Raw genomic sequence first — 13,545 nt, 5'->3', positions numbered from 1 at the left:
CAGACGCAGCGAGGAAAAAGGTAGCCTTGGACGTCCAACAGCTTAGATATTTTGTCTCGGTCGCCGAACTCGGCGGCCTCGCGCGAGCAGCCGATATCCTCGATGTTCCACAACCGACGCTCAGCCGTCAGATCCGAGCCCTGGAGCTGGCAATCGGCGCCAGCTTGTTCCATCGGCATGGACGCGGGGTAACGTTGACAGACGCGGGCAATCGTTTCCTTCCTCGAGCCAAGACCATTCTGAAATCGGTAGACCGCGCTTTGCTGGAGCTGCACGAGGGCGATTCCAGGCTTCGGGGCCATATCGTGTGCGGGCTGACTCCCAGCGTGGGGCGCATGATGATCTCCGAGTACGTCAGGCGTTTCAACGAAAGGCTTCCGCTGGCGCGGCTCAGCGTCATCAACCTGCTGTCGTCGCAACTGCATGACCAGCTGCGGGCCTCGCGCATCGACTTCGCGATACTTCACAGTCCGCCCCCTGCCAGCGCACTGGTTGCCGAGCTCTTGGGCAGGCAGGATCTGTATCTCGTCGGCCGGACTGCTGTCGGCCCGGACCCGTCCTGGGTGGATGTCTCGAATCTGGATGGACTTCGCCTGGTCATGCCTTCGGCGCCCCACGTCACCCGCCAGCCACTCGAAGCCGCCGCGGCACGCCATCATGTCGGATTGCGGATAGAGTTCGAAGTCGACGCCGTGGACTCTCTGTTCGACCTCGTTGCGGCCGGCTTTGCGCACACCGTTTCCACACGGGTCGCCCTCGCCTCGAAATGGGCCGAGCCAAACCTGGTCGTCCAGCGCATCGTCAACCCGGCGATAACGACCGAGCTATACCTCTCTTCTCCCGCGCCCAGTGATCTCACGCCCTTGCAAGAAGTAGCCCGTGACCTCGCGCGAGCGGTGTTTTATTCGACGTGTGGCCACTTGACTCACGCAATCGATTCAAAAAGTGAATAACAGAATCCACGCCTGCCAGGCTTGCCCGCTCCAATTCGGTCATTGACACTCTCCTCCCACGGCCCGCCCGGTGAATAGCGCCGGATTCCAACATGAAGGCCATGAGATGGAGGAGTGAAGATGAAGCGCATTGCGCAAGGACTGGTTTGCGTCGTCGCAATGATGGCGACTGCCTGTGCGTCTGCCGCCGATCCGGGTGGAGTGACGCGCATTATCGTTCCCTTTACCGCTGGTGGTGGAGTCGACAGTCTGGCGCGTGTGCTGTCACGTTCTCTGCAGCAACAGCTTGGCAGTCCGGTGATCGTCGAAAACAAACCCGGCGCGGGCGGGAACATCGCCACCAGCTACGTTGCGGCCGCCGCGCCGGATGGCAAGACCTTGCTGCTTACCACGAATGGGTTGGTCATCAATCCGATCGTCTATAGCAACACCGACTACAACGCCAGAACATCGCTTGCACCCATCGGGATGCTGGCCGAATCGCCGGTGGTTTTCGTCACGCCGTCTAACTCACCGTTCCATACGCTAAGCGATGTGATCAAACTGGCCAGAAGTGGAGCGGGCAGGTTTTCCTACGCCTCCTGTGGCGCGGGCAATATTCATCACTTCGCAGGAGAGCTGCTGAAGTCCATGGCGAATATCGACATCGTCCACGTTCCCTACAAGGGGTGCAGCCAGGCAGCGAACGATGTGATCAGCAGGCAAACCGACCTGGGCGTAATAAGCCTGACGTCCATCGCACCCTACTTGGGCAATCGACTCCGTGCCCTTGCCGTTACATCAGCCAAACGCTCCGAGCTGCTCCCGGCAGTCCCGACGGTGGCGGAGGCCTCCGGCATGGATGGCTACGCGTTGACCGGCTGGTACGCCATGCTTGCCCCCCGCAATACGCCCAAGCAGGTGGTGGACTCGCTCTCGCGCATGCTCAATGCCGCGCTGAAGGACCGCGAAGTCCGCGCCAACCTCGCCTCGAGCCACATGCAGCCCATTGGCAATACGCCAGTGGAACTGGCGAAATTCATCGACGAAGACGATGGCCGCATGCGAGAAATCGCCAGGAAAAGCGGCATCAGGCTGGATTGAACATGATTCACGGAGCACAGGAAAATGTGGGTTGAGAATGCGTGGTACGCGGCATCGTTCTTGAAGGATATTGGAGACCATCCCAAGTCGGTCACCCTGCTTGGCCGCCCTCTCGTCGTCTTCAGGACGGAAACCGGCAAGCTGGCCGTCCTCGACGACCGTTGTCCCCATCGCAGCGTGCCGTTGTCGTTCGGCCGCCGGACGGGCGAGCATCTTCGCTGCAGTTATCACGGACTGCAGGTCGACGCGGAGGGCAACTGCGTCAGAATCCCCTGCCAGGACCGGATTCCGGCCAACGCGCGGGTCCGGGCATATCCGGTCGCAGAACGACATTCGTTGGCATGGGTATGGATGGGAGACTGTGCATTCGCGAACGCAGATGAGGTTCCTGACTTTCACTATCTGGACGATCCGGAATGGACCGCCTGCACCGGATATCACTTCATCAACGCGGACTACCGGCTGCTGAACGATAATCTGCTCGATCTCTCGCATGAGTCCTATGTTCACGACACGACCATAGGCAACGACGCCGTCGCCGAGGCACCCGTCAAGGTAGAGCGGACGGAGACCCAGATCCGCGTTCATCGCGACATCTGGAATTGCGAGCCACCTCCGTTCTACGTAAAAGCGACGGGTTTCAACGAGCGGATCAATCGCTGGCACACGACCATCTTTACCGTTCCCTCGACCCACGTCATCGAGAATGGATCGTATCCGGCTTCGTCCAGCCGCTCTCACGCCCTGGAGCGGAGAGTCCTCCATGCGATCAGTCCTGCCACGCCGACCAGCTCGCACTATTTCTGGGGCGTCGCGAGACAGTACCGGCCCGACGACCATGAGCTCACCGAATACATACGCCTCCAGACCGCGGAGACGTTCGATCAGGACAAGCAGATTCTCGAGCTCCAGCAAAAGGCGTTGGAACGGACAGGGGACGGCGCTTTTTCGCTGGCCCTCGCTACCGACAAGGGTCCAGTCCAGGCTCGCCATGCCATTGAAAGGATGATTGCGCGGGAAAAAGAGCTGCGCTGCGGGGTCAATCGAGAGAAGCTTGCTCAGTGAGGCCGAATACGCGCATGGAGTAACAAGGGACGGAGGGTGCGTGCCTTCCAGTATGGCGGTATCGCACGCACCGAAGCAGCGAATGCCGGAGTCGGCGAAGCGTTCGACATGCACGTTCTGGTAATCCAGCTCGTTGCAGACCGCTTCGAAGGCGTCCGGCATGGGCGTCGTAGACATTGCAGAAGCAACAGGCCACTCTCGACCCCCCGTCCCATGGGGCCTACAATCACGGACGCTCAAACATGCTCCGGGTTGTTCATCCCCCTATGGCCGCCTGTCTTCCTGTTCGACGAGATACGATTCCCACCATTCGGAGCGAGTTCCGGGCATTGACCATCCGACCGGTGCGGCATGAGCGTTGAATTCGTCGTCGGGGTGCTGAACACATCCATGTCGGCGATCTTCGGCGCCAGCCTGCTCGCCCTTTGGTACTACCAGCGGGAACTGGGTTACATCGCCATCCTCGTTTTCTCGTATGGGGTGAGAATCCTTTCCTTCGGCAGCCTGTATGCCGCCTTCGCCCTGGACGAACCGGAACTGCGGATGGTCTCCAACACGCTGATCCTGACAGCCACGATGCTGCTGTCCATCGCGATCTCCAAGCGGCTTCGGCTCCGGCCGCACTACGGCAGCCTGATGGCCATCATGGCAATATCGCTGACAGGCGGAGGCTTCTTCCTGCTGGTCGAGGACAACCTGCCCATCCGCGCCGCTGCCATCAACCTGGGGCTCGCCGCGATTTGTTTCGTAATGCTGGTCGACCTGGCCAAGCGCCATGAACGGACCCCGGTCGAACAACTGCTTTTCGGTCAAGTCTTCATCGCATTCCTGAGTTTCGTCTCCCGCCCCCTGACGTTCCTGATTCCCGGCATCGACCCCGCCCAGTCCGAAGCGGTCTACTGGATCGTGGTGTCGATTTCGGACACGCTGATCTGTTCGACGCTGGCGGCGGCCATCTTCGCGGTCATTGCCGTCGACGTGATGGACCGGTTCAAGGCGGAAGCCCAGATCGACATGCTGTCCGGGCTGTTCAACCGCCGCGGCTTCGAATCGCGCGCCCTGCCCCTGCTGGCGCGGCAGAACGACAGCGCCCCCGCCGCCCTTATCCTGACCGACCTGGATCACTTCAAGTCGATCAACGACCGCTTCGGACATCTCGACGGCGACAAGGTCATCCGGGCCTTTTCCGACATCCTGAAAGACAAGGCGCCGCGCGATGCGATCGTCGGGCGCATCGGCGGCGAGGAGTTCGCGATACTGATACCGCCGGGGTTGGCTGCCGCCGCCCATGCCATGGCCGACACCGCCCGGGCTGCGTTCAAGGCCGCGGCGCCCGGCATCTTCGCGCACGCCTTCCACCCCACTGCCAGCTTCGGGATCGCCATTGCCCGTACGGGCGACAATCTCCTGGCCTTGATGGAACGCGCCGATCGTGCGCTGTACCAGGCGAAGAACGACGGGCGGGATTGCGTTCGGTAGGGCCATGAAGAATACGAATCGATATCATTTATGGGACAATAGGGCCCTTTGCGTAGCCACCTCGGGGAACCCGTGTCTCAACCTGCCGACAGTGCCGCCGGACAAGCGCTCGGCAGCATGTACAACGAACATAGCCAGTGGCTGGTCGCCTGGCTGCAGCGCAAGCTGGGGAATCGCTCCGACGCGGCGGATCTCGCCCAGGATACGTTTACCCGGATCTGGGAAGGCGCGCGGACGCAGGCCATCCAGGACATCCGGCAGCCCCGCGCCTACCTGACGATCGTCGCCAAGCGGCTGATGATCAATTACCTGGAGCGCCAGTCGCTGCACCAGGCCTACCTGGCTTCCCTGCATCTGCTGCCCGAAGACTCGGTCCCTTCCGCGGAAACCCGCGCCATCCTGCTGGAAACGCTGCAGGAGCTGGACGCGCTGCTGGGCGAACTGCCCGCCAAGGTCCGCACGGCGTTCCTGCTTTCCCAGCTGGAGGGCCTGTCCTATGAAGACATCGCCGGGCAGATGGGGATAAGCGTGCGCACGGTTACCCGCTACATGGCGCAAGGTTTCAGGCAGTGCCTGCGCGTCATGCTGGATGCCTAGCCATGCCCGGCGTCGATACGGCCCTTCTCGATGAAGCGGTGCACTGGCTGACGCGCAAGTACGCATCTGACTTCAGTGCCGCCGAGGAAGCCGAGCTGCAGCGATGGCGCAAGCGCAGCGCCGCGCACGAACGCGTCTGGCAATGCGCGGAGCAGCTGCGCAGCCAGATGGGGACGGTCCCCGCCTCGATAGGCATGGCGGTGCTGGCCCGCACCCGCCGGCGCCCCGACCGCAGGCAGGTGCTCAGGGCCGCCGGGTTGGCGCTCGTGACGCCGGCGCTGGGCTGGCTGGCCTACCGCAACCTGCCGTGGCAGGCGTGGACCGCCGACTACCGGACCGCCACCGGGGAGCGGCGATCGGTCACGCTGGCCGACGGCAGCCGGATCGTGTTGAACACGGCATCGGCCCTGAGCGCCCGGTTCGACCGGGAAACGCGGCTGGTGCGGCACTATTCCGGCGAGATCCTCGTGGAAACTGCGCACGCCGGCGCACCGGCGGCGCTGCCCTTCATCGTCGAGACGGACAACGGACGCATGCGCGCCCTGGGAACGCGTTTCATCGTCCGGATGGACGGGCAGGACACCACGCTGTCGGTATTGGAAGGCGCCGTGGAAATCACTCCCCGCCGCTCGGCGCGGTCCATGGTGGTACGCGCCGGGGAACAGACCCGGTTCGACGACACGACGTTCGACCCGGTCCGGCGGCTTGCCGAGGGCGCCGATGCCTGGAGCCAGGGCGTGCTGTATGCGCACGGCATGCGCCTGGAAGACTTCCTGGCCGAGCTGGCGCGCTACCGGACGGGTGTCCTGCAGTGCGACCCCGGCGTTGCCAACCTGCGCGTCTCGGGCGCGTTCCATCTTGACGATACCGACCGGGTCCTGGACCTGCTGGCCCGGACGCTGCCTGTGCAAGTGGAAACGCGGACGCGATTCTGGACCAGGATCGCCCGCCGCTGATACGGGGCGTCGAGCCCGGGCCGGTCTCTAGCGCCGGGCCGGCCGCGAAAAAAATTTTTCCGCGCCTGTCCGGTTTTCGGATCTCGCCTGTCATGGATATCAAGGCCGCCTCGCCGGCACATCGAGACACCAGGATTCCACGACATGCCCGCACACCCTGCAAGCTCCACCCGCTTTCTCCCCCGCCGCAGCACCCTGGCCGCCTGCCTGGGCCTCGCCTTCGTCGCTTCCCAAGCCGCGGATATCCAGGCCGCGACGCTCGCCGCGCAGTCGGAGCAGAAGGTCTACCAGATTCCCGCCGGCCCCCTGGAACCCGCGTTGATGCGCTTCGCGGGCCAGGCGGGCGTCAATCTGAGCGTGAATCCGGCCGCCTTGCGCGGCATGCTCACGACCGGGCTGTCGGGGTCGTTCACCGTGGAAAGCGGCTTTGCGCGCCTCCTGGAGCGGACGGGGCTCAGGGCGAAGCAGGTCGGGGAAGGCAACTATACGCTGGAGCCGGTTCCATCCGGACAGGCCGCTGCAGCCCCCGCCGCGGCCACCGCTGCAGCGGTATCCCCGCCCCCGGTCGACCTGCCGACCGTCACGGTCAGCGGCCGTACGCAGAACAATCTGACCGCACCCACCCGGCCGGTCACGACGCTCGATGAGGAAGAAGTCGAGCAACTGCGGCTGGGCTCGGACAGCGTGGCCACCATGTTGAGCAAGGTGGTCCCGGGCATGGCGGACTCCAGCCGCACCATTACCGATTACGGCCAGACGCTGCGGGGCCGGAACATGCTGGTGCTGGTCGACGGCATTCCGCTCAATACCAATCGCGATTCGTCCCGGAACCTGGCCAACATCAATCCGGCGGACATCGAGCAGATCGAGGTGCTCCGCGGCAGCAGCGCCATCTACGGGAGCGGCGCCGCGGGCGGCATCATTTCCATTCGCACCAAGCGGCCCTCGGGGGAAGCGAAGGCTGAAACCATCGTGACCGGCATCACGCCGCTTTCCAGACTGGGCGCGTCCGGCCTGGGTGGCGAAGTGCAGCATCACATCTCGGGGGGCGGCGAGATCGTCGACTACTCGGTCAGCCTCGGCGCCCGGCACAACGGCGGCTCGTTCGACGCGAAGGGCCATCGCATCGCCCCGGAACCCAGCCAGGGCGACATGTTCGACTCCAATATTTACAACGCCTCGGCCAAGGTCGGCTTCAAGCTCTCGGACGACCAGCGACTGCAATTGTCCGCCAGCCGCTACGACGCCCGCCAGGACAGCAAATACGCGTCGGACCCTTCGGTTGCCAAGCTGCCGCCCGGCTCGGTGCCGGCCCGATCCATCAAGGGCCTGAAGCTCGACGACCAGAACCAGATCAAGAACACCATGCTGGGCCTGGACTATGAGGACCGCGACCTGGCCGGCAGCACGCTGGCCGCGCAACTGTACTACCGGGATTTCTTCACGCGGTTCTCGCCGTTCGATGCCCGTGCCGTTCCCGTCCGGGGAGGCAACGTCGACCAGGTGATGCAGAACTCCAGGGTCTTCGGCGGACGGCTCACCGTCAAGACGCCCCTGGGCCAGGAGAAGGACACCCTGCTGATCTGGGGTGCGGATTTCAATCACGAGCGGACCGACATGCCGCTCGACGTCTTCGACCCCGCGGCCTACGACGCGAGCGGCGGGCTGGTCTTCAACAAGACCGGCCGCCTGACCTACATGCCCCCGCTCACCACGCGCAGCCTGGGCGCGTTCGCGCAGCTGCAGCACAAGTTCAACGACCAATGGTCGGTCGAGGGCGGCGCCCGCTACGATCGCGCCAGGGCCAGCTTCAACACGTTCACGCCGCTATCGCAATCGCGCGCGGCCGATCCGCAATCGGTGGCGGGCGGCACGGTGAACTACGGCGCCTGGTCATTCAACGTGGGCACGGTGTTCAGTCCGGCCAAGGGCCATGAACTCTACGCCTCGTTCAGCCAGGGCTTCGAGCTGCCGGACATCGGCGTCGTACTGCGCAACGCCTCGCCCAGCTTCAACATGGGCAACTCCAATCTCGAGCCCATCAAGACCAACACCTATGAACTGGGTTGGCGCGGCAGCTTCGACAATGTGCGGACGAGCCTGAGCGTGTTCCAGTCGCGGTCCAACCTGGGCGCGGTCCAGAGCTTCAACAACGGACTGACCTTGCTGCGCACCAAGGAGCGGATCCACGGCGTGGAAGGCAGCCTCGACTATTTCAGCGACGACGACCGCTGGAGCGCCGGAGCCAGCTTCACATGGATGAAGGGCCGCGAACTTCCCCAGGCGGCGGCTGCCTACCAGGACATGACGGGCTTTCGCATTCCGCCGCTGAAGGTAAGCGCCTATGTCGAGTATCGCCCCAATTCCCGCTGGACCCATCGGCTCCAGGCCACCTCGTATGCATCCCGGGACTATCGCCTGGACGGGAAAACGAGCTTCGGCCGCTACGACACGAAAGGCTATACCACCGTGGACTTGATGAGCCATTGGCGCATCGACGCCAAGAACCGGGTGTCGTTCGGCATCGAGAACCTGTTCAACCGCTATTACTACCCGCTCTACAGCCAGCTCTTGCGCAGCAACACCAACACCAGCCACCTTCCCGCGGCGGGCACGGTGCTGAAGATCAGCTACGCCCATACCTGGTGAGCCCGTGCGGCGACTGCTTCGCGGGCTGCACCGCTGGTGCGGCCTCGCCATCGCGCTCTTTCTTGCCGCCTGCGGCCTGACGGGCAGCCTGATCGCGTTCGAGCACGAGCTGGATGCCTGGCTCAATCCGGCGCTGTTCCGGGTCCAGGCGGCACGCGCGCCCTTGCCGCTGGATACATTGATCGAGCGGGTCGAAGACCAGGACCGCCGTATCCGGATCGTGCAATGGCCGCTGGATACGGTGCCCGGGCAGAGCAGCGAAATCCATGTCGCGGCGCGCCCCGGCCATGCGGTCGACTTCGACCGAATGTTCATCGACCCGGCCACCGGCACGATACTGGGCACCCGGAAATGGGGCGCATGGCGATGGGATCGTGCCCATGTCATGCCCTGGCTCAATCGCTTCCATCGCAACCTGACGCTGCCGGGGCAGTGGGGCACCCGCCTGGTCGGCGGCCTGGCAGTGGCCTGGCTGGCGATCACGCTGGCGGGGATTTACCTGACCCTGCCCGCACGGCCGCGGCGCGTCGCCTCCGGGCCCCTGGATAGCCGGCTCCTGCCGGCACGCGGCTTCTGGGCGGCATGGAAACCCGCATGGCGGCTTCCTTGGGGGGCCAAGGGGCTGCGATGGATCAACGACCTGCATCGCGCCGGCGGCCTGTGGATGCTCCCGATCGCCCTGCCGCTTGCCTTTACCGGCGTCTATTTCAACCTGGGCAACGAAATCTTCAAGCCGGCCGCCAGCCTGTTCGGCCCCATCACGCCGCACCCCATCTCGACGCTGCCGCGGGTGGCCGACGGCGGCCCCTCGGCGCCCGCCATCGGCCCCGCGCAAAGCATCGGGCTTGCACGGACATTCCTGCCAAAAGACGCGCGCGACTATGAACCGTGGTACCTGGGCTACCTTCCTTCGCTCGGGGCGTATCGCGTGGCCTTCAAGGAAAAGCATCTTCGCGAGCGGGCCTTGCGCGTCCGCTACGAACAGGTCTTCCTGGACCACCAGACCGGCCGCCTGCTCGGCCGCTTCGGCTATGAGAGCGGAACGCCCGTGGACCGGTTCCTGGTGTGGATGTATCCCGTGCACTCGGGCAAGGTGTTCGGCCCGCCGGGCCAAGCCGCCATCGCGCTGGGCGGACTCGCCGTCGTCCTGTTGTGCGTCACCGGCATCGTTCGGTATGGGTTGCGGCCCAGGCCGGGCCGGCGGAGGTCCCGGACGGTCCCGGCCGAGGTTTGACGATCGCGCGCGCCGTGCTAGCATTGATTCACTCGGGATTTCAGCCTCCCGCTCTTCCAAGATAGACGGTGTCCCGTCCAAGCGCTGGCACTCTCAGCCGGAGTTTTCCGTGGACACCGCTACGCCCGTATCCCTTCCCCCTGAATCCGTGCGCCCTCGGCTTTCGCTGGGCGCAGCGCTGCGCTTTTGGCTGAAGCTGGGCTTCATCAGCTTCGGCGGACCGGCCGGACAGATTGCCATCATGCACACCGAACTGGTCGAGCGCCGGCGCTGGATCAGCGAGCGGCGTTTCCTGCACGCCTTGAACTATTGCATGCTCCTGCCCGGGCCCGAGGCCCAGCAATTGGCGACCTATATCGGCTGGCTCCTGCACCGCAGCTGGGGCGGCATCATTGCCGGCGGCCTTTTCGTCCTCCCTTCCCTGCTGGTGCTGACAGCCCTGTCGTGGATCTATGCCGCCTATGGCAGCCTGCCTGCCGTCGCGGGCCTCTTCTACGGCATCAAGCCCGCGGTCACGGCCATCGTTCTGCACGCCGCGCATCGCATCGGATCGCGGGCGCTGAAGAATCCGGCGCTCTGGGCGATTGCCGGCGCGGCGTTCGTGGCCATCTTCGCGCTCGGGGCTCCCTTTCCGCTCATCGTGGCCGTTGCGGCATTGGCCGGTTTCCTGGGCGGCAAGTGGCGGCCGCAGCTGTTTCGCGCCGGAGGGGGGCACGGCGCGAGGATCGAGGAATCCGGCCCGGCCATCATCGACGACGACACGCCGACACCGGCTCATGCGCGCTTTCGCTGGTCGCGCCTGGGCATGCTGCTGCTGGCGGGCTGCGCGCTCTGGGCCATCCCCATGGCGGCGCTGACCGCCCTCTACGGGTGGCAAGGCGCCTACACGCAGATGGGATGGTTCTTCACCAAGGCCGCGCTGCTGACCTTCGGCGGCGCCTACGCGGTGTTGCCGTACATATACCAGGGCGCGGTCGACCACCATGCCTGGCTGACGGCCGCGCAGATGATCGACGGCCTGGCGCTGGGCGAAACCACCCCCGGGCCGCTGATCATGGTGGTGGCGTTCGTGGGTTTCGTGGCCGGCTACTTCCATGAGTTGCTGGGTCCGGGCAATCTGTTTCTTGCCGGCGCGCTGGGGGCGACGCTCGTGACGTGGTTCACGTTTCTACCCTCCTTCCTTTTCATCCTGGGAGGCGGGCCGCTGGTCGAAGCGACGAAAGAAGACCTGAAGTTCACCGCGCCGCTGACCGCCATCACGGCCGCCGTGGTAGGGGTGATCCTGAACCTCGCCTTGTTCTTCGGCTACCACGTCTTGTGGCCCCAAGGCTGGTCGGGAAGGTTCGATTGGATCTCGGCCTTGATCGCGCTTGCGGCGGCAATCGCGCTGTTCCGCTACCGGCGCGGCGTCATCCAGGTCATTGCGGGTTGCGCGGCGACCGGCCTGCTGGTCACGCTGGCAAGATGAGGCCGGCCCGGCTGGAAGTCGGCGGAGGTTGGATCTGCAGCCCTCCTACGTATCCAATCGCACCCGGAACCTGCTGCCGTGCGGCGCGACGTCTTCGAGCGAAACCTCCCAGCCCTGCCGCGCACAGATGCGCTTGACCAGCGACAGCCCGAGCCCCATGCCTTCGCCGCGGCCGGGCTCGCCCCGCACGAAGGGATCGAAGATGCGCGCCTTCTGGGCATCGGGAATGCCCGCTCCGCTGTCCTCGACGTCGAACCCTCCGCGCCGCAGCACCAGGCTGACCTGGCCGCCGCCGGTGTAGTGCAGCGCATTGCGCAGCAGGTTGGACATGACCGTTGCCAGCAGCGTGCCGTTGTACAGGCCGTCGTCGCCAGATTCGGTACGCACGGCAAACGCCAGCCCGCGCTCAGCCATCAGCGGGGCCCAATGGGCCTCCTGCTCGCGGGCCACCTCGGCCAGGCGGCGCTGCGCGCCCTGGACCGTGGCTTGCGACTGCGGCCGCGCCAGCACCAGGAAGGTCTGCACCAGGTCGTGCATTTCCTCGGCGGCGCGGTGGATGCGGGCGACCTGCTGGCGTTCGCGTTCGTCCAGCGGCCGGGTTTCGAGCAGTTCGCACGAAGTGGCGATGACCATCAGCGGCGTACGCAGTTCGTGGCTGACGTCGCTGGTGAACAGGCGCTCGCGCTCGAGCAGCCGCCGCAGTTGTCCGAAGCTCTCGTCGAAGGCTGCCGCCAGGCGGCCGATCTCGTCGTTCGCATAGCCGGGAGCCAGCGGCGGGGCGCCGGGATGCAGCAAGTCGCCGTGCGCCACCTGGGCGGCCAACTGCGCCACGGGCGCCATGACGCGGCGGGCCACGATCCACCCGAGCAGCCACGCGCCCAGTACGCTCAGCACGAAGCCGGCAAGCACGATGCGGAACAGGGCCTGCTCGCGCGCCTCGAACTCGTGCTGGGCTTGCACCAGCACATAGCGCTGTCCGCCCGCGTCGTGATGGGCGTAGACGTAATAGGCCTCGTCGCCGGTGACGACTTCGGAAAAGCCTGCCTTCAAGTCGAACTGCGGGGGGATGGGCTGCGCCGGCGGCACGGAAGCGTAGAAGCTGACATCGTGATCGACATCGGGCATGCGCGGCAGCTGGCCGAGGATGCCGTTCAGCTCGCTTTGCATCTCGTTGGAGATCAGGTCCTCCTCGACCAGGTGGACGATGCCGACGATGCCCAGCGAGAACAGGCCGCTGACGACGAGCGTCATCAGCGTGAACGCGATGACGATGCGGCGCTGGAACGGCTGCCTAGCGGCCATCGGCGCGCTCGGCCAGGCGGTAGCCGATGCCGTGCAGGGTATGCAGCAGCGGCCGGTCGAAGGGCTTGTCCAGCACTTGCCGCAACTGGTGGATGTGGCTGCGCAGCGCGTCGCTGTCGGGCCGCTCTTCTCCCCACAGCGCCTCCTCCAGGGTATCGCGCCGCACGACGGCGGGACTCCTGCGCAAGAGGATTTCCAGCAGCTTGAGCCCCACCGGATTGAGCTTGAGCGGGACGCCGGCCCGGGTCGCCTGCAGGGTGTCGAGATCGAGGCTCAGGTCCGCCACCTGCAGGACCCGCTTGCGGCTGCCCTGCGTACGCCGCAGCACCGCCTGGATGCGCGCCAGCAGTTCCGACAGGGCGAAAGGCTTGACGAGGTAGTCGTCGGCGCCAGCGGTCAGCCCCTGAAGGCGGTCGTCGAGCGCGTCGCGCGCGGTCAGCATGATGATGGGCGTGTCGCGGCCGGCGTCGTTGCGCAGCCGCTCGCATACCTGGTAGCCGTCGATGCCGGGCAGCATCACGTCGAGCACGATGAGGTCGTAGTCCTGCGTCACCGCCAGATGCAGGCCCCCGAGCCCGTCCTGGGCGCAGTCGACGACGTAGCCCTGCAGCTGCAGGTAGTCCAGCACGTTGGCCAGGATGTCGCGGTTGTCTTCGATGACCAGGATGCGCATGGGCGGCGGACGGCGCGGGGGGGCGAACGATTCTACGAGGAATTTTTCACGAAAATTTGACGGGGGCGCGGCTAGCCTGCCGTCGA

Annotated in this window: 11 protein-coding genes; 9 read left to right on the top strand and 2 right to left on the bottom strand. The window is 65.2% G+C overall.

The genetic code is table 11. The annotated features are described in order from the left end of the window. Nucleotides 1-26 precede the first annotated feature (26 nt). From CDO44_RS28265 to chrA, 9 genes are all read left to right on the top strand, one after another. Nucleotides 27-953 carry a LysR family transcriptional regulator gene (locus CDO44_RS28265; protein WP_144389581.1) on the top strand — a complete coding sequence of 309 codons (927 nt, stop codon included), beginning with the start codon at nucleotides 27-29 and terminating at the stop codon, nucleotides 951-953. Between the two features lie 120 nt (nucleotides 954-1,073). Then, the gene (locus tag CDO44_RS23625; RefSeq protein WP_087782693.1) at nucleotides 1,074-2,036 is read left to right on the top strand and encodes a tripartite tricarboxylate transporter substrate binding protein; all 963 of its coding nucleotides are present in this window, start codon (nucleotides 1,074-1,076) and stop codon (nucleotides 2,034-2,036) included. A gap of 24 nt (nucleotides 2,037-2,060) precedes the next feature. After that, nucleotides 2,061-3,101 (top strand): aromatic ring-hydroxylating dioxygenase subunit alpha, encoded by a 1,041-nt coding sequence (locus CDO44_RS23620; protein WP_087782692.1) that lies wholly within the window; start codon nucleotides 2,061-2,063, stop codon nucleotides 3,099-3,101. Between the two features lie 351 nt (nucleotides 3,102-3,452). Then, entirely contained in the window at nucleotides 3,453-4,580 is a 1,128-nt protein-coding gene (locus CDO44_RS23615) for a diguanylate cyclase (protein WP_087782691.1), read from the top strand. 72 nt (nucleotides 4,581-4,652) lie between these two features. After that, nucleotides 4,653-5,177, top strand: a complete 525-nt coding sequence (locus CDO44_RS23610) for a sigma-70 family RNA polymerase sigma factor (RefSeq protein ID WP_144389580.1) — start codon at nucleotides 4,653-4,655, stop codon at nucleotides 5,175-5,177. 2 nt (nucleotides 5,178-5,179) lie between these two features. Beyond that, complete coding sequence (locus CDO44_RS23605) at nucleotides 5,180-6,133, top strand: FecR domain-containing protein (RefSeq protein ID WP_087782689.1); 954 nt, start codon at nucleotides 5,180-5,182, stop codon at nucleotides 6,131-6,133. A 144-nt stretch (nucleotides 6,134-6,277) separates the two neighbouring features. Continuing rightward, nucleotides 6,278-8,782 (top strand): TonB-dependent siderophore receptor, encoded by a 2,505-nt coding sequence (locus CDO44_RS23600; protein WP_369824708.1) that lies wholly within the window; start codon nucleotides 6,278-6,280, stop codon nucleotides 8,780-8,782. A 4-nt stretch (nucleotides 8,783-8,786) separates the two neighbouring features. Next, on the top strand, nucleotides 8,787-10,016 hold the full coding sequence (locus CDO44_RS23595) for a PepSY domain-containing protein (protein ID WP_158213414.1): 1,230 nt from the start codon (nucleotides 8,787-8,789) through the stop codon (nucleotides 10,014-10,016). Between the two features lie 109 nt (nucleotides 10,017-10,125). Beyond that, a complete protein-coding gene (gene chrA, locus CDO44_RS23590; RefSeq protein ID WP_369824707.1) occupies nucleotides 10,126-11,484 on the top strand; it encodes a chromate efflux transporter in 1,359 nt (452 codons plus the stop codon). A 45-nt stretch (nucleotides 11,485-11,529) separates the two neighbouring features. Here the strand turns inward: chrA and CDO44_RS23585 are convergent, their stop codons facing one another. Beyond that, a complete protein-coding gene (locus tag CDO44_RS23585) occupies nucleotides 11,530-12,786 on the bottom strand; it encodes a HAMP domain-containing sensor histidine kinase (RefSeq protein WP_087782686.1) in 1,257 nt (418 codons plus the stop codon). Further along, nucleotides 12,776-13,459, bottom strand: a complete 684-nt coding sequence (locus tag CDO44_RS23580) for a response regulator transcription factor (RefSeq protein ID WP_087782685.1) — start codon at nucleotides 13,457-13,459, stop codon at nucleotides 12,776-12,778. Before CDO44_RS23580 ends, CDO44_RS23585 begins: the two co-directional genes overlap by 11 nt. Nucleotides 13,460-13,545: the final 86 nt, after the last annotated feature.

The organism is Pigmentiphaga sp. NML080357 (assembly GCF_002188465.1).
In the GTDB taxonomy this organism is placed as follows: Bacteria; Pseudomonadota; Gammaproteobacteria; order Burkholderiales; family Burkholderiaceae_B; genus Pigmentiphaga.
This window is presented reverse-complemented; position numbering and strand designations above follow the sequence as displayed.